The sequence below is a fragment of the Kineosporia babensis genome, from assembly GCF_021129305.1.
Lineage (GTDB): Bacteria > Actinomycetota > Actinomycetes > Actinomycetales > Kineosporiaceae > Kineosporia > Kineosporia babensis.
The window spans coordinates 133,660-157,746 of the sequence record NZ_JAJOMB010000008.1; the positions used below are offsets into that span (position 1 = coordinate 133,660).

Sequence of the window (24,087 nt, forward strand, 5' to 3'; positions counted from 1 at the left end):
GGGTCCGGCGCATGCGCGTGATGTCTCCGAGGAGCAGGTGCACACCGATCCCGCGGCCCGGCGGCGGCTGAAGCTGGAGATCGGGATCGTGCTCGGGCTCTCGCTCGGGATGTCGGCGATCTACTCCGTGGTCAGCATCATCGCCAAGCTCACCCGGGAGGGCGGGCTGTCGGCGCAGACCTCCACGCTGAACGCCTCGCGCAGTGTGCGGCCCTACCTGGATCTGACCTACCAACTGCTGGACATCTTCTCCACGTTGATCCCGGTGCTCCTGGTGCTGTGGCTGCTGGCCGGAGACACCACGCGCTGGGCGGCCCGGTTGGGCCTCGATCGCACCCAACGGTGGCGGGACGTGGCGTACGGGGCCGGGCTGGCGGCGCTGATCGGGCTGCCCGGGCTGGTGCTGTACGTGGTCGGGCGGAACCTGGACATCACCACCACGATCGTGGCCTCCGGGCTGGACACGCACTGGTGGACGGTGCCGGTGCTGGTGCTCCAGGCGGTGAAGAACGCGGTGCTCGAAGAGGTCATCGTGGTCGGCTACCTGATGAACCGGCTGCGCCGGCTGGACTGGCCCTGGGCCCGGGTGATCGCGGCCAGCGCCCTGCTGCGCGGTTCGTACCACCTGTACCAGGGATTCGGGCCGTTCATCGGCAACGCGATCATGGGCGTGGTGTTCGCCGAGTGGTACCGGCGCGGCGGGCGGGTGTGGGCGCTGATCGTGGCGCACACGATCCTCGACATCGTGAGCTTCGTCGGTTATCAGTACCTCGACCACCTGCCCGGCTGGCTGGGGATCTCGTAAACACCAAGGTGCCCACCACGTCTCAAATTAAAGGACGTTGTGGGCACCTTGGTTTTGTCGGTACCGAGCTCAGGCGGCTGAGTTCTCGATGGTCTCCTTCACCGCGCTCTGGCGGGTAGCGCTCGTCCGAGCCACCGCGCTCGCCTCCGGAGTACGGCCGGCCGTGGCGGTGACCGTACCGAGCGGCCTTTCGGCGGCACGCTGCACGGCCTCCCGCACCGCGACCGAGCGGCTCATCCAGATCATCCCCACCGCCGCCGCGATCAGGGTGCCCACACCACCGATCAGAATCGTGTAGCGGGCGCCGAACTCCTCCCCGATCCAGCCGATGATCGGCGAGCCGACCGGGGTTCCGCCCATCAGGATGGCCATGTACAGCGCCATCACCCGGCCCCGCATGGACGGGTCGGTGGCCAGCTGGACGGTGGCGTTGGCCGCGGTCAGCATGGTCAGCGCGGCCAGGCCGACCGGGATCAGCATCAGCGCGAAGGTTTCGTAGGTGGGCATCACCGCGGACAGGATCGAGGTGATCCCGAAGGCCGCGGCGGCGCCGAGCACCAGCTTCAGCGTGGGCCGTTCGCGGCGGGCGGCCAGCAGGGCGCCGCCCAGCGAGCCGATCGCCATCACCGAGCCGAGCAGGCCGAACTCGCCGGCGCCCTTGTCGAAGGTCAGCCGGGCCATCAGGGCGATGGTGATCTGCGAGTTCAGGCCGACCATGGCCACCGCGCCGACCACGGTCATCACCAGGGCGATCTCCGGGTGGCTGCGGACGTAGGCCAGACCGGCGCGGGCGGAACGGTTGCCCCGGGCCGGGCGCTGCTGGGCGCTGAGCTCGTCGCGGTTCATCCGGGTCAGCGAGAACACCACGGCGATGAAGCTCAGGCCGTTGATCAGGAACACCGGGCCGGTGCCGATCCAGGCGATGAGCAGGCCGGCCAGACCCGGGCCGAGCAGCCGCCCGGCGTTGAACGAGGCGGAGTTCAGGCCGACCGCGTTGGGCAGGTACTCCACCGGCACCAGCTCGGAGACGAAGGCCTGACGGGCCGGGCCGTCCACCGCGGCGACGATGCCCAGGCCGGCGGCCAGGACGTAGACCATCCAGAGCTGGACCAGGCCGGTGACGATCAGCAGACCGAGGGTCAGGCCGAGCACGGCGGAAAGGATCTGGGTGGTGATCAGGACCTTGCGGCGGTCGAACCGGTCGGTCACCGCACCGGCCCAGGGGGCGAGCAGGAGTACGGGAGCGAACTGCAGCGCGGTGGTGATCCCCACCGCCACGCCGGAGTTGCTGGTCAGCTGGGTGAGGACCAGCCAGTCCTGGGCTACTCGCTGCATCCAGGTGCCGGTGTTCGACACGATGGCCCCGGAGGCCCAGAGCCGGTAGTTGCGGATGCTGAGTGCCCTGAACATTGGACTCACGAGTCGGCGATCCTCCTCAAGATCTGTGCCGCCTGAGCGAGAACGGCTCGCTCGTCCGGGTCCAGTTCGGCCAGCCGGCGAGCCAGCCAGGCGTCACGCTGCCGGCGGGTCGCGATGACGGCGGCGGAGCCGGACTCGGTGATCCGGACGATGATCCGTCGGCCGTCGCCCGGGTCGGCGGCGCGGTCGACCAGACCACGCTCCGCCAGGGCGGCCAGGGTGCGCGTCATCGACGGCGGCTGCACCCGCTCGAAATCGGCCAGTGCGCGCGGGGTCAGCGGACCGGAACGGTCCAGGACGGCGAGCACCGACATCTGGCTGTCCGTGAGCTCGGAGTCGGACTTCTGCTGCCGGAGCCGGCGGGTCGCCTTCATCAGCGCCACACGCAGCTCGGTCTCCTCGATCACGGGCACAGTCTAAGCCAACTGCTTAGGCAGGCTAACTATTCCCCCAGCCCTAGAGGGCCGGGAGGTGCCCCCACGCAAGGCCGCAACCGTCTACCCGGATTCGCCCGTTCGGGCGAAGGCACGCAAGATCATCGAGCCGAACCGCGGGTAATCCCCGCAGGTCCGACAGGGTAGTTAGGTAACCTCGAAAGAGTGGAGGAGAGGGAAGTGCCCTACCAGGTCACCCAGGGAGGCCCGGGCGAGCGACTGCCGGTGGCCGTCGGCACCGGCGTCTGGGCGTTGCTCTTCGTGCTGGGGCTGATCATCCGACCGGAACTGGAGTCCACCGGCCGCGAGTGGTGGGTGTGGACCGCGTTGTCCGGGGTGGTGCTCGGCGGCGTCGGCTACACGTATCTGCTGATCCGGCGGCCGAAACCGAAGCCGGGCGAGATCATCCCGCCCCGCACGCACACCGGCGACGTGGACGACGTCACTCGCAACAGCGGGGAGCCGACCGGACTGCCCAAGATCAGACGCAAGGCACCAACCATGGACGCGGGGCGTCAGGTTCCGCGGGCGATTCCGGAACCGCAGTCGGCCGGGGAGAACCGGTCGCAGGCTCAGCCGAAGATCTGATCGATCAGGGCGTCCGGGCCGAGGTCGGGTTCGGCGATCACCGTGGCCAGCACGTCGCGCAGTTCCCAGCGGCGCGCCGACCAGGCCAGCGCCCGGGCCAGGCCGTGGACGGTCGCGGCGTGCAGTTCGGTACCGCTCACCCACCAGTCCACCTCGACGCCGTCGACCACCAGCGACTCGTACTCGTACCAGCTCGCCGGGGCCTCCGGCAGCAGGGCCCGCACTGCCTCGCTGACCGGCTGCTCGGCCCCGCCGTCGCGCTCGATCTCGCCCCCGGCCAGTTCTGAGGCCACGCTCGCACCCAGCAGCTCGGCCAGGGCCGCCGCCTGCTCGGGGGCCACCGGCACCTGCACGCCAAGATCGTGGCGCTGGAGGTACATCGGGGAATCGACGATCACTGCCTCCGACACCGGCACCACCACGGTGCCGTTCAGCGCTTCGGGGGCCAGACCACGCACGTCCTGCGGGCGTTCCAGGTCTTCCACCGCCGGGCTGCCGGCCAGCTCGGCGATCCGCTCCAGCAACGGCAGCAGCATCGCCGCGGTCAGCTCGACCTCGGGATCGGCCAGCCGGTCGAGGACGTCGTGCAGGCCTTGGGCATCCAGGTCGTCCACCGAGGCGACGACGCCGACTGCGCGGGCCGCCACCGGGTCCAGCCCGGCCAGCCATTCCGGTGCGGGGGTGAGCAGGGCCTGCAGCGCGGGATCGGCGTCCGGCGCGGCCAGCACCTCACCGTCGGACAGCTCCGCGCGCAGCCACCAGGCGGTGTACGAGGAGATGTCGAAGCCCCGGCCACCCGAGACCACGCGAACCGGCCGGATCAGGGCCGGGCGCAGCAGCGGGTCCACGGCGATCGCCGCGACCACGTCGGGCAGGGCCTCGGAGCGCACCAGGTCCAGGTCCCGCACCGCGACCAGCTCGGAAATCATTCCGCCGGGCAGCATCTCGGGATTGCCGGCCTGCACCCAGGCGGCATAGTCCTCCCAGCCGTCGAGCTCGGCCGCGGGTGTGCCCTCTTCCTCGTCCAGGCCGAGCAGGTCGGGCTCGAGCGAGACCTCGGACGCCAGGAAGGCACCCGGACCGCTCAGCACTCCGACGGCCTTCAGCGTGCTCTCACCCCAGCGCTCGGCCCACCACTCGGGCAGGATGCCCACGTCTTCGGGGTCGAACCACTCCGCCGCCGGGCTGCCCTCGATGGCCAGGGCCGAGGCCTCAGTGGGCTCACCGTCTTCGTCGCTCAGCTCGAGCTCGCCCAGCCAGGGCAACTGCCCGGGCTCCAGCTCGCCCGCCGCCACGGCCACCGCGACCAGGGCCAGCACGGCGTCGCGCAGCTCGTCGGGGGAACGCTCCAGCTCTCCGAAACCGCCGGGCTCGTCGCCGATCTCGCGGATCGCGGTGCGGACCACCGGCAGCTCCACCAGCGCCCGCGGACCGGCCACGGTGACACCCAGGCGCTCCAGCAGCGGGTGTACGGCCTCGGGGTGCACCACCTTGGCGCCCAGAACCGCGAGCGCCTCCGGCACCGAGATCGGCGCTCCGGCATCGACATCGGTCTCGGGCGAGGCCAGGAGCAGCCCCCGGGCACCGCGGGCCACCGAACCGTCGGCCAGCGGTACGGGCAGGAAAGCCAGTGCTTCGCGGATGGTTTCGTCGATGGTCAGGCCGGCCAGGGCGACGTAGGCACCGCGCCAGCGCGCCGGGTCGGGCAGCGCGGGCAGGGCCTCGACCGCGTCGGACAGCCACATCCGGCGCACACCAAGAGTTTCCAGCACCGGCCAGGACGGGCGCGGGGCGTGCACCAGGCCGACCAGCCATGCGGCGAAGACGTTCACCACGGCACGATCGGCACCCACCGGTCCGGCCAGGGCCAGGGCTTCGGTGGGGCGCAACAGTTTTTGGGAGTCTTCGGCCGCGCGCAGCAGGGGCTTTTCCGGCAGCAGGGCCAGCACGGCCTCGCGCAGGGCGCCATCGACCGGACCGGAGGGGAGGCCGGTGACGATGAGCGGCCAGGCCTCGCCGCCTTCGGCCACGACCTCGGTGAGCAGCTCGGCGTAGGCCTCGGCGGCGTGCTGCACCAGCAGATCGGTGACCGGGCCGAGCACCACGTGCCGCCGGGTCACGTCCATCGGCACGGTGGCAATGAGAACCGCCGGCCAGGGCAGAGACTCGTCGCTGGGCGTGGGCGCGTTCAGCACCGCCGGCTGCGGCAGCTCGCCCTCGCCCGAAGGCAGCGCCCAGGTCAGCGACCAGCTGGTGTTGGCCTGTTCCTCGACCGGGCGGTCGGCCAGCAGCGGCGCCGGGATCTCGCCCTCGCGCCGCAGGATGTGCCAGCGCCGGTCGACTTCGTCCAGCACGCGCGGGTTTTCGCCCGGCAGCTCGATGACGATCTGGTCCAGGCCGGGCAGGGCCAGAAGCAGTACGTCGCTGACCTCGGCCAGTTGCTGCCGGACCCGGGCCGCGGCGTCCGGGCCGGTGAGCGGGAGCAGAACCGCGGTGTCGTAGCCCTCCGGCGGCTCACCTTCGGCCTCGAACGGCAGACGCAGCACCGGCACCTTGCCGTCGCGGCGCTGCAGTTCGTCGGCCAGACCTTCGACGCCGGTCTCGCGGATCAGCTCATGTGTGTCACCGGCCGAGAAGCGCACTCCCCCGGTACGACTGAGCACCGCGGGCTCGTCGGTCACGGCCAGCACCGCGGCGAAACCCACGCCGAATCGGCCGACCGTGCCGCCCTCCCGCTTGGCCGAGGCGCGCAGGGTGCACAGGGCCTGTACCCCGTCGGCGTCCAGCGGGGCCCCGGTGTTGGCCGCAACCAGCACCGGAGCGCCTTCGACCGGTTCGGTCAGCCGCAGCAGCAAGCGCCCGGAGACGCCGGCCCGAGCCGCGGCATCGGCCGCGTTCTGCGCCAGCTCCACCACCAGGCGGTCGCGGTAGCCGCCGAGGACGAGTTCTTCCTCGGCGTTGGCGTCCTCGCGGAAGCGGGTCGGGGAGTCCGACCACGCCGCCAGTACCCGGCGCCGGATCTCTCCAGCGCCGAACCGGTCCTCAGTCACAGTTACGGCTTCTCGCCCTCCGGCTTCCCGTCCTGCGCCGGGTCGCCCTCTACCTGCTGGGTCTGGCTCTCACCGGCCTGCTGGGCGGCCTGCTCCACCACCGGGAGCGCGACCGGCTCCGGCTCGGCCGCAGCCTCGGCCGAGTCGATGGCCAGGTCGGTGTGCCGCGGTCGTTCCGGCGGCACCTCGTCACCAGCGCCCGCACCGGCCTCGCCGATCTGGACCTCGGTCTGCACCGCGGCTTCCTCGGCAGCACCGGGCTCGGCCGCAGTGGGCGAGCTGTCGGTGCCCACCTGAACCTGCGCGGCCTCAGCGACGTCGACGCCCGCGAGCTCGCCGTCCTGGTTGACCGGCTCCCGGCCCAGAGCACCGTCCGACTCCAGCACCGAAGCACCCGGCGCCGCGGAGTCGACGCTCTTCTCCTCCGGAACCTCGAGCGAGGCGATGTTCTCGCCCTCCGCCTTGACCGAACGACCCTGCGCAGCCTCGGTGGACTCGCCCGGGCTGTCTTCCGAATCGCCCTGAGCCTGAGCGGCTTGCGAGCTGAGGGCAGGCGGCGGGGTCTGCTCCTCCTCGGGCTGCGACTGCACGAACTGCCCGGCCGGAGCGGCCTCGGCCACCTCGATCGGCACTTCCTCGGCCGCCGGGGTGTCCGGCGCAACCTCGGTCGGAGCAACCGCTTGAGTACCGACCGCGGCCTCCGGAGCAGCCGACGACGGCTGCTCAACCGGGGCCTCAGCAGCGTCCTCGGTGAGCGGACGAACGATGATCACGTCTTCCGGCGACTGCACCGGCTCGGGATCCACGCTGGGCTCGACCTCGACCGCAACCGGCTCGGACGGCTCCACCGAGACCACGTCAGAACTGATGCCACCGGCGGTCATGCTCCGCGGTGCCGACACCTGACCGGCCCCCGAGGCCGAACCGGCCTCGTCGACGGGACCAGAGACGTCCTCAATTGCCGTCGAAGCCGAACCGTCCGCCGCAACCGGGCCAGGAACGTCCCCGATCTCAGCCGAAGCCGGACCAGCGACGTCCTCGATCCCTGCAGCCGGGGCCGGCTCGTCCAGGCTGGACCCGGTCTCGATCCCCGGCGTCGGATCGGCCTCAGCCAGATCGATCCGGTCGACCACCGTCTCGTCCAGAATGTGCTCGCCCAGCGGCTCCGGGGCCGGCATCTCCAGATCCGTCTCGCTGTGCGCACCGCAACCGAAGTCCGCCGTGACCACCGAGCCGTCGGCCGGCGACCACTCGTTGGCGCACGCGCCGAAGTGCTGACGCATCACCCCGGACAGCGGGATGAAGTACGCGCACGACACGCACGACGCCGAAGCCTGCACCGCCACCTCGGCCGTGGGACCGTGCGGTCCGCGGTGCCAGCGGTCGGCCGCGCCGGAGACGCCCTCGCGCCCCAGCACCCGCTCGCGACCCAGCCCGAGTTCCCAGAAGAGCTGCTGGTCGGCGTCGTCCTCGTCGGTCACCGTGTAACCCGGGACCAGGTTCGGGTCCTCCAGCTTGTACGGCAGCTCGTCGCCCGCGCCCAGGTCACCCGGGGCCAGCCGGTCCGACCACGGCACCCAGTCCGGCGCCATGATCGACTCGGCCCCGGGCAGCAGCACCGTGTCGCAGACCGTCACCCGATCGGACCCGGGCACGTGGGCCAGCGTGACCGCCCAGCGCCAGCCCCGGTACCCCTTGGCCGTGCAGTCGAAGGCGTGCATGGTCAGCCCGGACTCCTCGGCCGACACCGAAAGGTGCCGCCCGACCGTCCCCGGCTGGGCGACCTCCTCGGCCGCCTCCCGCGCCAGGTCGACCGCGGCGGCGGCCAGCGGGTCCGGTTCCGTGGGCCGCGCCGCCACCGGCGGCGCCTGCTCAGGAACTGCCGGGGCCTCGACCTCGCGCACCGATCCGGTCACCTGCTGGTCCGTCATCTGCTCCACTCCTGCTCGACCCCGGGCCGCCGGTTCCCCCTCGGTCCGCGCCGCGGCACCGGCCTGCGCGGCCGGCGGCGGCGCCGACCTCGCGGTGGCAGCCCCAGCAAGTCTCCCCCATCCGCGCAGGGTGTCGAGCAGGCGCGGGCGGCGCGCCGGGCGGCCGATCACGCCTCGAGGTCGTCCGCGACGGCGCGCAGCACGGTGGCCACCTTGCTCGCCGAGGAACGGTCGGGGTAGCGGCCGCGGCGCAGGCCGTTGCCCACGTTGTCCAGCAGCTTGATCAGGTCTTCCACGATCACGGTCATGTCCTCGGCCGGCTTGCGCATCGCCCGGGCCACCGAGGGCTGCGACTCGACCAGGCGCACCGACAGGGCCTGCAGGCCACGACGGCCCTCGGCGACCCCGAACTCGATCTTGGCCCCCGGCTTGAGCGTGGTCGTGCCGTCCGGCAGCGCCGAGGCGTGCACGAACACCTCGCCGCCGTCATCGTTGCTGGCGAAGCCGAAACCACGCTCGGCGTCGAACCACTTGACCCTGCCAGTCGGCACGTCTGTATCCCCTGTCACGTGACGGTTGCCGCGGAAGGTTTATCCGCGGCAACCGCTCTTGCTCACGATCTGTCGTTTCATCAAGGTTAGCCGTCAGTTGCCGACGTGCGAACGGCTTAAACCGGCCAGATGGGCCGAAAGCCACCCGGGAAATCCGAGAAGGTCGTCCAGGACCACGTCCGCCCCGGCCGCGGTGAGCTCGGCTGCGGACTGTGGACCAGTGCTCACGCCAACGCTGGTGGCCCCGGCGAAACGGGCGGCGGCCACGTCGCCGATGTGGTCACCGACATACACCCCGGCCCCCTCAACCTCCAGCAACTCGCCCTTGGCGGTACCGAAACGGCCCCCGGCGATCAGATCGGGCCGGTACTTGTCCTCGAGCAGGCCCAGGGCGCCCAGAACGATGTGAACGGCGGGCTCGGACTTGGCGGAGATCACCAGCACCCGGCCGCCGGCCTCGCGGATCGCCGCGAACGCCTCGTGCACTCCGGGCAGCAGCGTGTTCCGGTGGAGGCCGGTCGTGGGGTAGAGCGCGCGATAGGTGGTGGCGATCAGTTCGACGTCCACGCCGGGCATCAGCTCGGCGATGATCCCCTCGAGTGGGTACCCCATCAACGGCCAGGCCCGCTCGCGGTTCACCAGTACGTCGCTGCGGCCGCCGGTGACCTGTTGATGTGCCTGGGCCAGGGTGGCGACGATGCCGTCGGCCGAGTCCACCAGGGTCATGTCCAGGTCGAAGCCGACCACCAGCTCATGCGTTGGCACGGCGCCAAGCTTAGGGGGAACAAGACAGACAAAAGGACGACGAGGAGCCCTCCCAAGGCTCCCCGCCGTCCGCCTGCCGGGGGTAGATCAGCGCAGCGACTCGTGCAGGCTGCGGTACCGCTTGAAGGCGTTACGCAGGTCTTCGGTGGAGCCGCCGGCGAGCTTTGCGCGGAGCCCGGCCAGGTCCCGCTCGATCAGCGTGGCCGCCTCCGAAACTGTCGCCTCAGGGTCATCCACGAAGTTCGCCTGAAGCTCCCGCCACTCCGTGTCGGTGGTGACGTCGGTACGCCCGTCAACCGCGTCCGGCGCAGCATCCGAGCGACGCCGGCCGCTGGTAATCGAGGTCACCGGTGCCGGAGCGGTCCTGTCCGCTTCGTCGAGCGTCCCCGCTGCTCCCGCGCTCTTGGTTGCTTCAGTCGCCTTACGGTCGGCGTCAGCGTGCACGTAGTCCTCCCGCACCGAGGGGTCGCGGCTTTCAGCCGGCCGGTAGATGTCGTCTTCAGAGGTGGGCAGGGGTGTCACCGCGGTCAGGGGCGAAGAACTTGAGGACGCGGGTGGTGAACCGGCGGGGGTAGGCCCGTCGGCGTCTGTGGTCCCGGATTCAGAACCAACGGACGGGGTGGCTGGCCGAGCTTCAGAAACTCCCCGGGGTGGGGTGGTTTCGTCGGTGAAGGACGGGCCGGTCGCCTTGCCGTCGATTGCGTCGCCGTCGGTGGTGGTGCCAGCGGTGGTGGCGCGGCCGATCGGCGTGGTCTCCGTCGCCGGGGTTTCTGGGGTAGAGGGTGCGGTGTCCGAAGCGGTTGCCGACGGCCCGGTCACCGAATCCGTGGCGGCCTGACGCGACGCCGGGGTGGTGGCCGAATCGACTGTCGCGGCTGGGGTGGACTCGCGGGACGGGTCCGTGGCCGAGGTGTCCGCACCGAGCGGGATGGCCGAACCGGAAGCGGAGGACGTGGTGGGGATCGGCCGCGAAGCCTGATCACTCAGGTCCGAGCCGGAGCCGGACACCGTGGGACCGGCCCAGGACGGACGTTCCTCATCACCGCCCCAGGCGCCGCCAGACGCAGTTCCTCCCGAAGCGCTGCCGGCCGCGGTAGGTCCGGCCCATGAGGTGCGGTCCTCGCGGCCCCGGCCTGCGCTTCCGGCCTGGCCTACAGAGCTTGCCGCGGAGGGCCCGGGCCAGGTCGGCCGGGCCGAAGGCTCTGCCTGGAATCCACGGCCGGCCACAGTCCGGTCGACCGGATCGGCGCCGGCCGGACCACCGGTGGCCGGCCTTCCGACCGAACCTCGATCGTCGTCCAGGTCTCGGTCGGGCTCCAGGTTCGACGCGCCCGGCTCGCTCACCGGCCCGCCGGCCTTGTCAGCGCCCGGCCGTGGCGTTTCGGTGTCGGAAGCCTCCCGCTCTGCCCGCCGGGTGGCAGCCGTGGCCTCGTCCGAAGAACCCTCGGCCGACTGGTCCGCACTACCGCCGGTCAGCGCGTCCTTCAGCCGGTCGGTCCACTTCTCGGGTTTCTCGTCCTTGGGGTCGCTTCCGCCGTCGCTGCTGGTGGTCATCGGGTCTCCTGCGGGTGCCGGGGGTCAGCGGGCTTGGTCACCGGCTCGACCGCCTCCGGTTTGCCGTCGCGACCCCCCTGCGCGACCGGTGCGTCCACACGTTCCTCATTGGTGCCCCGCGCATCCGGGACCCGCGCGCCGGAGGGGCCCACCGCGTCCTTAGGCAGCGGCTGAGTCTCCCGACGGCCACCCTCACCCGCGCTCGGGGCCGGCTCCACGTGCTTGCCGGCCGGCATCGGCCGGGTCGAGGAGACCGGCTCCGGAGAATCGGTCAGCACGTGGAAAAGCTTGCGGTAGTGCATGAAAGCCACGCGCAGGTCCTCGGTGTCCAGCTTGCCCGAGGCGCGGTGCCGCTCGTGCGACTCGTGCGCGCTGCGGTAGTGCTGAACCACCGCCGGATGGTCGACCATCACCATGTCCGAGCGGGTGGCGAAGTCGTCCATCGGGTAGCCGCGTTCCTTCATCACCTGGGTGATCAGGGTCTCGGCGTCGTCCACGGCCGAGGGCGGCTCGTCCACGAAGCGGGCCTGGGCGGCCGACCAGCGGGTGCCGAAGCGGGCCTTCTCCTCGTTGGTCAGCTCGCGGATCTGCAGCTTCTCGCGCCGGTCGACCAGGGCCGCCAGCTTGCGCTCGGCCTTGCCGCGGTTGTCCGAACCCTCGAGGTAGCGCTCGTACTCCGGGCCGAACCGGTCCTTCAGCTCGGCTCGTCGCTGCTGGAGCTCCGCGTTCCGGCGCGCCTTCTGGAACGCGAACAGCCCGATCAGCAGCAACGCCACCAAGACGATGATGACGATCGCCGTAGTCATGCGTCCTCCTTCTCAACACGCCCGGACCGCCTCCGGGCGCATTCCTTGATCGAGCATCCCCACAGATCGGGCAAACCGCTTCCCGAGATGCCAGCGGGTGCGGTGATCCGCCTCGCGCAGAACGAGAACCCGCTGTGGACCCGTAACGTTGTCGCGTGCCCCCGACACCTGTCCGCAGCCTGGCCGACGAACTGCGTAGCTGGGACGACGAGCGGCTGGTCGCGTTGCTGGAGCAGCGTCCCGACCTGACCGTGCCGCCGCCGGCCGATCTGGGCGGGCTGGCCACCGCGGCGGTGACCCGGCTGTCGGTGCAGCGAGCGGTGGACGGTCTGAACGCGCGCACGCTGCAGGTGCTCGAAGTCATGGCGGTGAGCCCCGAGCCGGTCTCCTCCGGCGAGCTCAGCCGACGGTGGGGTGCCTCGGTGAGTGGGCCGCTGGCGCAACTGCGCGGTCTGGGCCTGGTCTGGGGTGGGGCCCGCTCGTTGCACCTGGTCCGGGCCGCGCGCGAGAGCCTGGGGCCGCATCCGGCCGGGCTCGGGCCGCCGCTGGCCGAGGCGCTGGGCCGGCGCTCGCCGCAGCGTCTGGCCGAGGTGATGGAGGATCTGGGGCTGGCTCCTTCCGGCGATCCGGACACCGCTCTGGCCCGGCTGGCCGAGCATCTGGGTGATCCGGACCGGGTGAAGGCGCTGCTGGAGCAGGCCCCGGGTTCGGCCCCGCAGGTTCTGGAGCGGCTGGTCTGGGGCCCGCCGGTGGGCCAGGTCCCGGATGCCGACCGGCCGGTGCGAGCCGGCACCGCGGGTTCGCCGGTGGAATGGCTGCTGGCGCACGGGCTGCTGGCGGTGGCCGATCCGGGGCATGTGGTGCTGCCCCGCGAGATCGGTCTGGCGCTGCGCGGGGGCAAGGTGCATCGCCGTCCGGAACAGTCCCCGCCGCCGCTGGAACTGCGCGAGCGCAAGGCCAAGCACGTGGACGACACCGCTGCCCTGGCTGCGGCCGAGGCCGTGCGGCTGGTGGAGGAACTGGGCAGTCGCTGGGGTACCGATCCGCCGGCGTTGCTGCGGGCCGGCGGGCTGAGCGTTCGCGATCTGCGGCGCACGGCCGGTCATCTGGACGTGGACGAGAACGCCGCCGGGCTGATCGTGGAGATCGCCCTGGCCGCCGGGCTGGTGGCGGACGACGGTGAGGCCGACCCGTCCTGGCTGCCGACCGCCGAGTTCGACGCCTGGCTGGCCGGCAGCGTCGGCGAGCGCTGGATCAAACTCGCTCTGGCCTGGTGGGACTCGCCGCGGGCGGCCGGGCTGATCGGTACCCGCGGGCCGAAGGAAGGGCCGATCGCCGCGCTCGGGCCGGGGGTGGAACGGCCCCAGGCCCGGATCGTGCGGCAGCGGGTGCTCGGTGATCTGGCCGAGTCCACCCGGCGGCACGCCGAGGGCATGACCTCCGTGCTCACCGATCCGGCCGGTTCCGGGCTGGTGGATCGTCTGGCTTGGCAGGCGCCGCGCCGGGCTTCGGCCGGGCAGCCCGAGCTGGTGCGCTGGGCGCTGAACGAGGCGGCCTGGCTGGGAATCACCGGGATGGCTGCGCTTTCGTCGTTCGGGCGGCTGCTGGTCGAGGCCGCGGAGACCGCCCCGGGGTACGGCAGTGGCGCCGAGCCTGCGCGGCGGACGGTAGGGGCCAAGCCCGCCGCCGATCTGCTGGACGAGACTTTGCCCGCGCCGGTCGACCATGTGCTGCTGCAGGCCGACCTGACCGTGGTGGCGCCGGGCCGGCTGCCCGCCCCGATCGAGCGCGAGCTGACGCTGATGGCCGAGGTGGAGAGCCGGGGCGGGGCTTCGGTGTTCCGGTTCACCACGGCCTCGGTGCGGCGGGCGCTGGATGCCGGGCGGACCGGTGAGGATCTGACCCGCTGGCTGGCCGAGCACAGCCGCACGCCGGTGCCGCAGCCGCTGGAGTACCTGATCAGCGACAGCGCCCGGCGTTACGGCCGGCTGCGGGTCGGGGTTGCCTCGGCCTACCTGCGGGCCGACGACGAAGCCCTGCTCAGCGAGGTTCTGGCCGATCGGCGAGCGGCCGGGCTGCGGCTGCGGCGGCTGGCTCCGACCGTGCTGGCGGCGGCGGCTCCCCCGGACGTCGTGCTGTCGGCCTTGCGGGAGATGGGGCTGGCTCCGGCGGCCGAGTCGCCCGACGGTGATCTGCTGGTGCACGCCGTGCCGCCCCGCCGTTCGCGTTCGGGCGGGTCTCCGGTGGCCCGTCGTCAGCCGCCGCCCACCGCCACCCACGAGGCGCTGCTGAACGCTGTCCGGGCGATGCGGGCGGTGGAGGAGAACGTGCGCCGGCCGGTGGTGGCCGGGGCCGAGCCTCCCCCGCTGGTCCCGATGGACCCGGCCGGAGCGATAGCCGTGCTCCGCGACGCTGCCGCCACCCGACGTCCGTTGTGGATCGGCTACCTGGAGGACGCGGGTAAGCCGGTTCGGCAGCTGATCGAGCCGCTGGCGGTGGAGGGCGGCCGGATCCGGGCGCTGGAGCTGGCCAGCGGACGGGTGCGGGGCTACTCGGTGCATCGGGTGATCGCGGTGGCCGGGACGGATGAAACAGCCTCCGGAACTGGTTGACCCCCAGGTTGCCGAACGATGAGGGAGACTTCCATCCGTGACTGACGGACCACTGATCGTCCAGAGCGACAAGACCCTGCTGCTGGAGATCGACCACGAGCAGGCCGCCGCCTGCCGCCGGGCGATCGCGCCGTTCGCCGAGCTGGAACGCGCGCCGGAGCACGTGCACACCTACCGGCTCACCCCGCTGGGCCTGTGGAACGCCCGGGCCGCCGGTCACGACGCCGAGCAGGTGGTGGACGTGCTGCTGGAGTACTCGCGCTACCCGGTGCCGCACGCCCTGCTGGTGGACGTGGCCGAGACGATGGCCCGGTACGGACGGCTGCAGCTGGTCAAGGACGGCGAGAACCTGGTGCTGCGCGGCCTGGACGGGCCGGTGCTGGAGGAGGTACTACGCAGCAAGAAGGTGGCCCCGCTGGTCGGCGCCCGGCTGGACGAGACCGACGTCCTGGTGCACCCGAGTGAGCGCGGCAACCTCAAGCAGGTGCTGCTGAAGCTGGGCTGGCCGGCCGAGGACCTGGCCGGTTACGTCAACGGCGAGAAGCACCCGATCGAGCTGGCCCCGGACGGCTGGGAGCTGCGGCCCTACCAGGCGGACGCGGTGGAGGGCTTCTGGCACGGCGGTTCCGGGGTGGTGGTGCTGCCCTGTGGTGCCGGCAAGACCCTGGTCGGGGCGGCCGCGATGGCGAAATCCGGTACCACCACGCTGATCCTGGTCACCAACACGGTCTCGGCCCGGCAGTGGCGCGACGAGCTGATCGCCCGCACCACGCTGACCGAAGAGGAGATCGGCGAGTACTCCGGCGCCCGCAAGGACATTCGCCCGGTCACCATCGCCACCTACCAGGTGATGACCACCAAGCGGAAGGGCGCCTACGCGCACCTGGACGTGTTCGACGCCCGGGACTGGGGCCTGATCGTCTACGACGAGGTGCACCTGCTGCCCGCCCCGGTGTTCCGGATGACCGCCTCGCTGCAGGCCCGCCGCCGGCTCGGGCTGACCGCCACGCTGGTGCGCGAGGACGGCCGGGAGGGCGACGTTTTCAGCCTGATCGGGCCCAAGCGCTACGACGCACCGTGGAAGGACATCGAGGCGCAGGGCTACATCGCCCCGGCCGACTGCGTGGAGGTGCGGGTCACCCTGCCCGAGCGCGAGCGGCTGACCTACGCCACCGCCGAGCCCGAGGAGCGCTACCGACTCTGCGCCACCAGCGACTCCAAGACCAAGGTGGTCGAGCGGCTGGTGCGCCGGCACCAGGGTGAGCAGATCCTGATCATCGGGCAGTACCTGGACCAGCTCGACGACATCGGCAACCGGCTGGACGCACCGGTTCTCAAGGGTGAGACGTCGGTGGCTGAACGCCAGCGGCTGTTCGACGCCTTCCGCAGCGGGGAGATCACCACCCTCGTGGTCAGCAAGGTCGCGAACTTCTCGATCGACCTGCCCGAGGCCAGCGTGGCGATCCAGGTGTCCGGCTCGTTCGGCTCCCGCCAGGAGGAGGCCCAGCGCCTGGGCCGGCTGCTGCGGCCCAAGAAGGACGGCAAGTCGGCCCGGTTCTACGCGGTGATCTCGCGGGACACCCTGGACCAGGAGTTCGCCGCCCACCGGCAGCGCTTCCTGGCCGAACAGGGCTATGCCTACCGGATCCTCGACGCCGAGGAGATCGAGGCCTGAGCGGCCGCGCGCCAGGGTCGAAAGTCCTTGGCGCGCTCCCGTTCGGCCGATTTCACCGGTGGTTGTAACAACTTTCTCATTTTTACTGCTTCGCCCCGGACGGCTCAGTAGAGTCGAACCTGATTCGACAGGTAGTGACCGCCGGTGGACGGCCGGTCAGATTCCTCTGGCCGGGGGTAGGGGTGACGCAACAGTCCATCGGGGCCCGTCCGCAGCGCCTGCACAGCTCGGACGAGCGGGGCGAGAGGTTGGTGCTGGAGGCGGCCCGGCAGGTCTTGCGGCGGGGCCTACTCGAGGGCCGGTCGGCCTTCTCCCCGGAGCAGGCGATCTGGACCGCCCGCAACGCCGACGAGGTGGTCCAGGTCACCGAGGCGGCGCTCAGCGGTGGCACCAAGAACTTCGCTGCCCGGTTCGCCGAGAAGATCCGCCGGGCCTCGCCCGGGGCGATCCAGCTCGCGGCCGAGTGCCAGTATCTGATCCAGCTGCCGGCCGCGGACATCAAGCCCACCACCAAGCGCGAGCGGGTGGAGGAGTTGCTGGCGCTGCTGCCCACCCCGGTGACGATCCCCGCCGATCTGGTGCGGGCCTGCGACGGCGGCGTGTTCAACGTCGGTATGGGCTTCAAGATGCAGGGCTGGCGACAGCAGCGCTCGCTGTCGCTCTTCGTCCAGAAGTGGAAGCGCCTGCCCGCGGCCGCCAGTGGCCAGGCGGCGTCGGACCCCTGGCACTTCAAGTCCGTGGTCGATCACGGCGACGGCGCCCAGGCGATGCGCAATCTGTTGCTCTACCTGGCTTTTCCCGACACGTTCGAGCCGATCGTCAGCCAGAAGCACAAGCTCGACATCCGCGACGCGTTCGTCGAAGGAGTCCCGGCTCCCGACGTGGACCGGGACCTGCTGGCCATCCGGGACCGGCTGGAGGCGCAGGCCGGCCGGGTGATCTCGTTCTACGAACCCGAGTTCGCGGTGCACTGGCGCAAGTCGGCGAGCGAGGCCGAGCCGCCGAGCTCGGCCCAGCAGCGGGCCTGGCTGATCCGGGCCGCTCGCGGCCGGGTCGGCGAGCTGGACAGCTGGCTCGCTCAGGGTCACTGCAGCGTGGACGCAGGCAAGCTGACCCCGGTTTTCCCCGGGATGTCCCGGGCCGAGATCGAGGCCCAGGTGGAGGCGGACTACGCCTTCACCAGCTACAGCGAGCGGCTGGACCGGGTGGAGGAGTTCCACGGCTTCCTGAACCGGATGTCGCCGGACGACATCGTCGTCACCACCCGTAACCTCGAGCTCTACCTGGGCCGGGTGACCGGTCCGGCCGAGTACTCCGAGCCGCCTGAGGGACCGGTCCGTCTGCGTCGGCCGGTGGAGTGGGTGAACCCGCAGAACCCGGCCGACGTGACCGGCCTGTCGCGTTCGCTCCAGGCCCGGCTGCGTACCCAGCAGGACGTCATCGAGCTCACCCAGGACCTGGCCGAGGTGCTTCCGCTGCTGGAGACCGAGGTCGAGGTGGATCCGGGGGTGCAGGAACCACCCACCGCGATCCTGAACACCGCAGCCGAACCGCTGGCCGACCGGCTGCTGCTGCCCCGGCCCTGGCTGCGCGAGCTGATCGAGGTGCTGGCCGAGCGCCGGCAGATCGTGCTCTACGGTCCGCCCGGCACCGGGAAGACCTATCTGGCCAAGGAACTCGCGCCCTACCTGACCGGTGACCCGCAGAACGTGAAGCTGGTGCAGTTCCACCCGGCCTACAGCTACGAGGACTTCTTCGAGGGCTTCCGGCCCCGGGCCGGCGCGGGCGGCACGATGACGTTCGACCTGCGGCCGGGCCCGCTACGCCGGCTGGTTGACCAGGCCCGGCGCGACCCGGGCCGGCCGTACGTGCTGATCATCGACGAGCTGAACCGGGCCAACCTGGCCTCGGTGTTCGGCGAGCTGTACTTCCTGCTGGAGCACCGGGACGAGGCGGTCGAACTGCTCTACTCGGCGGGCGAGAGCTTCACCCTGCCCGAGAACGTGTACCTGATCGGCACGATGAACACCGCGGACCGTTCGGTGGCCCTGGTCGATGCCGCGATGCGGCGGCGCTTCGCGTTCTTCGGCCTGCATCCGCAGGAGGAGCCGGTGCAGGGACTGCTGCGGCGCTGGCTACAGGACAAGGGGCTGCCCGGGACCGCCGCCGACCTGCTGCACACCCTGAACCAGCGCATCGACGACTACGAGGCCGCGATCGGGCCCTCGTACTTCATGCGGACCGAACTGTACCGAGGGGACGACCTCGCCGGGCTGGAACGGGTCTGGAGCACCTCGATCATCCCGCTGCTGGAGGAGTACCACTACGGGCAGCTGAGCCCGGTGGAGGTCCGGGAGCAGTTCTCGCTGAAGCAGATGCTGTCGTCGCCGTGAAAGCGGACCTGAGCCTGACCGAGTACGGAAGCGCCAGCCCGGTGGTGCAACTCGACGCCGAGGCCGTGCCGGTGCTGAGCCGGCTGGTCACCGTCACCGCGGTCCGGGGCGGCTACCGGCTGCGTCCCGGCGCCAAGATCGGGATGGTCCGGCACGGCGACCTGACCGTCCGGGTCGAGCCCAAGCTCCCGATCGGCCATGTGCTGTTCCTGCTCGGCTACGCGGCCCGGCCGGTGGGCTGGAGCACTGAGGTAGTCGGGACGCAGGAGGTGGCCGGGTTCGTGCCCGCTGTGGCCGACGCCTTCGCCCGGATCGCCGAGGACACCGTGCGCCAGGGTCTGCTCCAGGGCTACCGGCGGGTGAGCGCCGCGCACTCGGTGGCCAAGGGAAAACTGCTGACCAGCAAGCAGCTTCGGACCCGGTACGGCGCAGCCCTGCCGGTGGAGATCAGTTACGACCGGTTCGGGGCCGACATCGCCGAGAACCAGGTGCTGAAGGCGGCCGCCGAACAGGTGCTGCGCTGGCCGGGTCTGGCGAGCAGCTCCCGGGCCCGGCTCAGCCGGCTGCTGCGCACTCTGGGCGAGGTCACCGCGGACCGCGCTGCGCTCTGGCGCCCGAGCCGGCTCAACCGTCACTACCACCAGGCGCTGGAACTGGCCGGGCTGATCCTGGCCGATGCGGCCTCCGGCCTCGCGGCCGGGCGCACCCCGGCCTTCGGATTCGTGGCGCAGATGGACGTGATCTACGAGAACTTCCTGGCCGCGGCCCTCGGCCAGGCGCTGACCGGCCGGGTGCCGGGCCAGGCCCGGGCCAAGCATGAGGGCCACCTGGATGTCGGGCGGAAACTGCGCTACCAGCTGGATTTCACCTGGCTGGTGGACGGCCGGCCGCGGCTGATCGTCGACGCCAAGTACAAGTTCGGGGCGCAGGCCCACCGCGCCGACATCTACCAGATGGTGGGCTACTGCTCGGCTCTGGCGGTACCGGTGGCCCACCTGGTCTACGCCGACGGCACCGGCAGTTCGGTAATCACCCAGCACGAGCTCACCGGCAGCGGTATCCGGGTGGAACGCCACGCCCTCGACCTCAGTCTGCCCCCGCAACAACTTCTCGCCGCCGTGGACGCACTGGCCGTGCATCTGACGGCTGATCTGCCCGTTCCCCTCACCTCTGGAGTACAGCGCAATGTCGGAGCCCGGCCTCACCCCGCGTGACCACCTGATCCTGTTCACCCTGAGCGCGCTCGACCAGGAGGTGGTCACCAACGCCGACCTGAAGGCGGCCGTGGGATTCACCATCGACAAGCCCAATCGGGACCGGCTGGTGAAGGCCGGGTTGCTCACGGCGCAGACGGTCAAGCGGGTCTATCACTACGAGCTCAGCGACAAGGGCTGGGCCCGGTGCTCCGAAGAACTGTCCACGACGGCGCCCCCGCGTAGTGATGCCGGCACCCGGGTGCTCTACCTGCAACTGAACCGGCTGGGCCGGTTCCTGCGGTCCGCCGATCTGACCTTCGCCGGGCTCAGCGACACGAAACTCTCGGTAGAAGACCAGATCCGGGCCGCCTACCGCGAACTGGCCCCGACACCGGGTGAATGGATCTCACTCCTCGAACTGCGCGAGCGGCTGGCCACCATCCCCCGTGCCACGGTGGACCCGGTGCTGCTGTCCATGCTGCACGACCCGAGTGTGGACATCGCCCCCGACGCCGACCAGGCCGGCCAGAGCAAAGCCGAACGAGCGGCCGCCCTCATCATCGGTGGAAAGGCCAAGCACCTGATCAGCATCCGGGAGATCTGATGGCCACGACACCGATGACCGACCAGGAACGTCAGGCCCTCACCGCGCTCCGGCTGAACTGGGTGGTCAGCCCGCAGCACGCCTGGAACGCGGCGGTGAACTACGTCCCGGCGATCCACAATGTGGCTGCCGGACAGATCCTTCGGGGTATTGAGGACGCTCGTGGTTCCCGGCAGAACAGCCCGCTGGGTCTGGTGGTCGAGGGCGAGGGTGGCACCGGCAAGACCCACATGCTGAGCTGGGTGCGGGAGCAGGTTCAGGGGCAGGACGGCTTCTTCTTCCTAGTCGAGCAGACCACCGGGGCCACCTTCTGGGACAACGTGGTGCAGGCGCTGCTCGACGGGCTGTGGCGGGCCTACCCGGGCTCCGAACTCACCCAGTTGCAGACCCTGCTGACCGGGCTGGAACAGAGGACCGGCCCGATCGCCCGCAACTTCCGGCACGCGGTGCAGGGCCGGCGGGTCACCCCGACCATCCTGAACATGTTCACCAGCAAGCTCAGCTCCTCGCTCAGGCTGCGTCCAGCCCTGGTCGAAACCGCGCGGGCGCTGACCCTCTACGCCTCGGAAAGGGCCGAGGAACAGGACATCGCCAAGGCCTACTTCCTGCCCACCGACGAGCTCGACGCCGAGGTCCGGGCCGCGTGGGGGCTGCAGATCAAGCAACCGGCCCACACCGTCGCCGGGCTGATCTTCGAACTGCTGGCCTTGGTCGGGCACAGCGTGATCTCCTTCGACCAGATCGACGGACCGCTGACTGACCTGCAGGGAGACGACGAGCGCAAGGCGTCGGCCGCCGCCATCGCCACCGGGCTGATGGATCTGCAGAGCCGGGCCCAGCGCTCCCTGGTCATGGTCGTCTGCCTTCCCGTCACCTGGCGCCGGATGACCGAAGAGATCGGCCAGACCACGGTGGGCGACCGCTTCCGCCGCAGCACGCTCTCGGTGATCCGCACCCCCGAGATCGCCCGGGCCATCGCGGTGGCCCACGTCGAACCCTGCCTGAAAAGCGCCGGCTACGAACCCGCCTCACCCATCTGGCCGATCGCCGAAACCGCCTTCGACTCGGCCGTGCACCTCACTCCCCGGCAGCTGCTGCAGAAGATCGACCAGCACGCGCAGGACTGCCTGCTCACCGACACCTTCAGCGAGATGCAGAACTTCAAGGGATCCCCGGCCCTCAAACCAGCGCCCCGCAAACCGAAACCCAGCCCGCTCGACCAGCGTTTCGCCGAGCTCAAGGCCGCCGCCAAGGTGGAACGCGCACTCACCCGCCAGTACGAGGACGTGGCCGTCCCGGCTCTGCTGCGCTCCGGCATCGCCGCCTGGTTCACCGAGAACGGCTTTTCCGGAGCCGAGTACAGTCTGACCACCCCGCCCAGCACCAAACCGCTGACCCACGCCGGGTTCAAGCGTGTCATCGACCTCGACAACGACCTGCAGGAGCACTACAGCTTCCGCGCGATCAGCCCCGACCACGCCCCGCTCGGCGCCCTCTCCCGGCTGCGCAACGCCATGACCGCCGCCGGCCTGGGCAACAGCGGTTCCCGCAACCAGCTGATCATTCTGCGCCAGGGCTCCTGGTCGGCCGGCCCGAAAACGCAGGAGGCCGTGCAGCAGTTCCAGGCCGCCGGTGGTCGGCAGCTGACCGTTTCGCTGGAAGACCTGCAGGTGCTCGATGCTTTGGGTGTGATGCTCAAGGAACAGCATCCGGAGCTCCCGGCCTGGCTCGCCCAGCGCCGCCCGGCCAGCAACACCTCGCTGTTCGGCACCGCATTGAAGACCCTTATGCCCAAGAGCAAGACGAAAACCGTAAGGCCGAGCGACGACACCGCCCCGATCCCGGTGATCACCCCGCCCCCGGCGGCCCTCGACCCCTCCGGCATCTCGTTCGGCCGGGTCAAGGAAGACGACAGCCCGATCAGCATCGACCTCGAATCGCTGCGTAAGCACATGGCCGTCTTCGCCGGGTCCGGCTCCGGAAAGACCGTCCTGCTCCGGCGGGTCATCGAGGAGTGCGCCATTGCGGGTGTCTCCGCGATCGTCCTCGATCCGAACAACGACCTGGCCCGCCTCGGCGACGCCTGGCCGGAACCACCCGCGGCCTGGCAGCCGGGCGATCAGGAACGTTCGCAGGAGTACCTCGCCAACACCGACGTGGTGGTCTGGACCCCGCTGCGGGAGAACGGCCGCCCGCTGACCTTCCAGCCGCTGCCCGACTTCACCAGCGTGATGGACGACGCGGACGAGTTCCGGCTGGCCATCGACGTCGCGGTCTCGACCCTCGCCCCGCGGGTCCGGGCCACCGCCTCGACGGCCAAGGCCGAACGTCAGAAAGCCGTTCTGCGACAGGCCCTGGAGCAGTTCGCCAAGGACGGCGGCGGATCGCTGGAGGCCTTCATCGATCTGCTCGCCGAGTTGCCGCCGTACATCAGCACCATCAACAAGGCCGCCGACCTGGCCTACGACATGGCCCAGAGCCTGACCGCGGCAATGGTCAACGACCCGCTCTTCGGGGGCGGCGGCACGCCCGTCGATCCGCAGGTGCTGCTCACGCCGGCGGCCGGCAAGCGGGCCCGGATCTCCGTGATCAGCTTCATCGGCCTGCCCGACGACGAGCAGCGCCAGGGTTTCATCAGCCAACTGCAGATGGCCCTGTTCGCCTGGTTCAAGCGCAACCCGGCCGGCGACCGTCCGCTGGGTGGTCTGCTGGTGATGGACGAGGCCCAGACCGTGGCCCCCTCCGGCACCCTGACCCCGTCCACCAACAGCACGCTGATCCTGGCTTCACAGGCCCGGAAGTACGGTCTGGGACTAATTTTCGCCACGCAGGCACCCAAGGGTCTGCACAACCGGATCCCCGGCAACGCCACCACCCAGCTGTTCGGCCTGCTGAACAGCCCCAGCCAGATCGAGGCGGCCCGTGGCCTGGCCCGGGACAAGGGCGGGGAGGTGCCGGACATCGGGCGCCTGAAGTCGGGCCAGTTCTACCTGGCCGCCGAGGGCACCTCGTTCCGGCTCACCCAGACCTTCCTGTGCCTGAGCCACCACCCCCGCAGCCCGCTCACCCCGGACGAAGTGCTCGAGCGTTCCCGGAAAAAGGCCGGCTGAAAAACTATTCGGTCCGGGCGGGCCAGGTGACCCGCCCGGACTTCAGGTCGGCCACCAGCTCTTCCACGTACTGCAGCTCGGCCTGCAGCAACCGTTCCTGATACACCGTCTCGACCAGGAAGACCGGCGCCAGAAACGTCTTCCCGTAGTCGATGTCGCCCCGCACCGCCTGGATCCGCTCACGCAGCCGAGTGAGCCGCACACCCAGCACCGAAACCGCCTCCTCGACATCGAGGCTCGGAAGGAACGACAGCGCCGCCGGGAACTGCGGGAACTCCTCCACCGGCTCGGCCAGCATGTCGCGCAGCCAGTCCAGCAGCAGCTCGCGCCCGGCCGCGGTGATCCGGTAGGTGGTTCGCTCGGGCCGGTTCTCGGCCCGCTCCACCCCCTCCACCTCGACCAGACCGTCGCGCAGCAGGCGCTGGATGGTCTGGTAGACGCTGTTGCGCTGGCTGACGTTGATCACGTCGTCCTTGTGCCGCTCCTTGATCAGCTGCTGCATCCGGTAGGCGTGCATCGGAGCCTCGGACAGCATCGAGAGCACGGCCACCGCGAGAACGGAACGACGAGGAGCAGGCACTGCCCAAGGATATC

General features: G+C 70.7%; 17 protein-coding genes. 8 read left to right on the forward strand and 9 right to left on the reverse strand.

The window, feature by feature from the left end:
• Positions 1-37 precede the first annotated feature (37 nt).
• Positions 38-805 carry a CPBP family intramembrane glutamic endopeptidase gene (locus LR394_RS16845; protein ID WP_407937067.1) on the forward strand — a complete coding sequence of 256 codons (768 nt, stop codon included), beginning with the start codon at positions 38-40 and terminating at the stop codon, positions 803-805.
• 69 nt (positions 806-874) lie between these two features.
• On the opposite strand, the gene LR394_RS16850 is transcribed toward LR394_RS16845, so the two are convergent.
• Positions 875-2,215, reverse strand: coding sequence for an MFS transporter (locus LR394_RS16850; RefSeq protein WP_231443207.1), 1,341 nt, complete (start codon positions 2,213-2,215; stop codon positions 875-877).
• 5 nt (positions 2,216-2,220) lie between these two features.
• A complete protein-coding gene (locus tag LR394_RS16855; RefSeq protein WP_231442942.1) occupies positions 2,221-2,631 on the reverse strand; it encodes a MarR family winged helix-turn-helix transcriptional regulator in 411 nt (136 codons plus the stop codon).
• Positions 2,632-2,823: 192 nt separating this feature from the next.
• On the opposite strand from LR394_RS16855, the gene LR394_RS16860 reads away from it, so the two are divergent.
• Entirely contained in the window at positions 2,824-3,246 is a 423-nt protein-coding gene (locus LR394_RS16860; RefSeq protein WP_231442944.1) for a DUF2530 domain-containing protein, read from the forward strand.
• Here the strand turns inward: LR394_RS16860 and LR394_RS16865 are convergent.
• From LR394_RS16865 to LR394_RS16890, 6 genes are all read right to left on the reverse strand, one after another.
• Positions 3,231-6,296, reverse strand: a complete 3,066-nt coding sequence (locus tag LR394_RS16865) for a sacsin N-terminal ATP-binding-like domain-containing protein (RefSeq protein ID WP_231442946.1) — start codon at positions 6,294-6,296, stop codon at positions 3,231-3,233. The genes LR394_RS16860 and LR394_RS16865 overlap by 16 nt on opposite strands.
• A 2-nt stretch (positions 6,297-6,298) precedes the next feature.
• Complete coding sequence (locus LR394_RS16870; RefSeq protein WP_231442948.1) at positions 6,299-8,227, reverse strand: DUF3027 domain-containing protein; 1,929 nt, start codon at positions 8,225-8,227, stop codon at positions 6,299-6,301.
• A gap of 167 nt (positions 8,228-8,394) precedes the next feature.
• Positions 8,395-8,778, reverse strand: a complete 384-nt coding sequence (locus LR394_RS43665) for a cold-shock protein (protein WP_285617199.1) — start codon at positions 8,776-8,778, stop codon at positions 8,395-8,397.
• A 93-nt stretch (positions 8,779-8,871) separates the two neighbouring features.
• Positions 8,872-9,543, reverse strand: coding sequence for an HAD family hydrolase (locus LR394_RS16880; protein ID WP_231442950.1), 672 nt, complete (start codon positions 9,541-9,543; stop codon positions 8,872-8,874).
• Positions 9,544-9,630: 87 nt separating this feature from the next.
• Positions 9,631-11,097: a hypothetical protein gene (locus LR394_RS16885; protein ID WP_231442952.1), complete on the reverse strand. Its 1,467-nt coding sequence runs from the start codon at positions 11,095-11,097 to the stop codon at positions 9,631-9,633.
• Positions 11,094-11,903 (reverse strand): hypothetical protein, encoded by an 810-nt coding sequence (locus LR394_RS16890; RefSeq protein ID WP_231442954.1) that lies wholly within the window; start codon positions 11,901-11,903, stop codon positions 11,094-11,096. Before LR394_RS16890 ends, LR394_RS16885 begins: the two co-directional genes overlap by 4 nt.
• Before the next feature lie 155 nt (positions 11,904-12,058).
• Between LR394_RS16890 and LR394_RS43000 the strand changes: the two genes are divergently transcribed.
• The 6 genes from LR394_RS43000 to LR394_RS16920 all read left to right on the forward strand — a co-directional run bounded on the left by LR394_RS43000 (position 12,059) and on the right by LR394_RS16920 (position 23,493).
• Positions 12,059-14,515, forward strand: coding sequence for a helicase-associated domain-containing protein (locus LR394_RS43000; RefSeq protein WP_231442956.1), 2,457 nt, complete (start codon positions 12,059-12,061; stop codon positions 14,513-14,515).
• 37 nt (positions 14,516-14,552) lie between these two features.
• Positions 14,553-16,190, forward strand: a complete 1,638-nt coding sequence (locus LR394_RS16900) for a DNA repair helicase XPB (RefSeq protein ID WP_231442959.1) — start codon at positions 14,553-14,555, stop codon at positions 16,188-16,190.
• Between the two features lie 182 nt (positions 16,191-16,372).
• The gene (locus LR394_RS43005; protein WP_231442961.1) at positions 16,373-18,583 is read left to right on the forward strand and encodes an McrB family protein; all 2,211 of its coding nucleotides are present in this window, start codon (positions 16,373-16,375) and stop codon (positions 18,581-18,583) included.
• Entirely contained in the window at positions 18,580-19,797 is a 1,218-nt protein-coding gene (locus LR394_RS16910; protein WP_231442963.1) for an McrC family protein, read from the forward strand. Before LR394_RS43005 ends, LR394_RS16910 begins: the two co-directional genes overlap by 4 nt.
• Positions 19,769-20,383 (forward strand): hypothetical protein, encoded by a 615-nt coding sequence (locus tag LR394_RS16915; protein WP_231442965.1) that lies wholly within the window; start codon positions 19,769-19,771, stop codon positions 20,381-20,383. The genes LR394_RS16910 and LR394_RS16915 overlap by 29 nt, the downstream gene beginning before the upstream one ends.
• On the forward strand, positions 20,383-23,493 hold the full coding sequence (locus tag LR394_RS16920) for an ATP-binding protein (RefSeq protein WP_231442967.1): 3,111 nt from the start codon (positions 20,383-20,385) through the stop codon (positions 23,491-23,493). Before LR394_RS16915 ends, LR394_RS16920 begins: the two co-directional genes overlap by 1 nt.
• A 4-nt stretch (positions 23,494-23,497) precedes the next feature.
• On the opposite strand, the gene LR394_RS16925 is transcribed toward LR394_RS16920, so the two are convergent.
• Positions 23,498-24,073 (reverse strand): PadR family transcriptional regulator, encoded by a 576-nt coding sequence (locus tag LR394_RS16925; RefSeq protein ID WP_231442969.1) that lies wholly within the window; start codon positions 24,071-24,073, stop codon positions 23,498-23,500.
• Positions 24,074-24,087 lie beyond the last annotated feature (14 nt).

What these genes read in the sequence shown, in the direction of transcription:
- LR394_RS16850 (WP_231443207.1), bottom strand. Translation starts at nt 2,215, where the DNA reads ATGTTCAGGGCACTCAGCATCCGCAACTACCGGCTCTGGGCCTCCGGG.
- LR394_RS16870 (WP_231442948.1), bottom strand. Translation starts at nt 8,227, where the DNA reads ATGACGGACCAGCAGGTGACCGGATCGGTGCGCGAGGTCGAGGCCCCG.
- LR394_RS16885 (WP_231442952.1), bottom strand. Translation starts at nt 11,097, where the DNA reads ATGACCACCAGCAGCGACGGCGGAAGCGACCCCAAGGACGAGAAACCC.
- LR394_RS16890 (WP_231442954.1), bottom strand. Translation starts at nt 11,903, where the DNA reads ATGACTACGGCGATCGTCATCATCGTCTTGGTGGCGTTGCTGCTGATC.
- LR394_RS16915 (WP_231442965.1), top strand. Translation starts at nt 19,769, where the DNA reads ATGTCGGAGCCCGGCCTCACCCCGCGTGACCACCTGATCCTGTTCACC.
- LR394_RS16920 (WP_231442967.1), top strand. Translation starts at nt 20,383, where the DNA reads ATGGCCACGACACCGATGACCGACCAGGAACGTCAGGCCCTCACCGCG.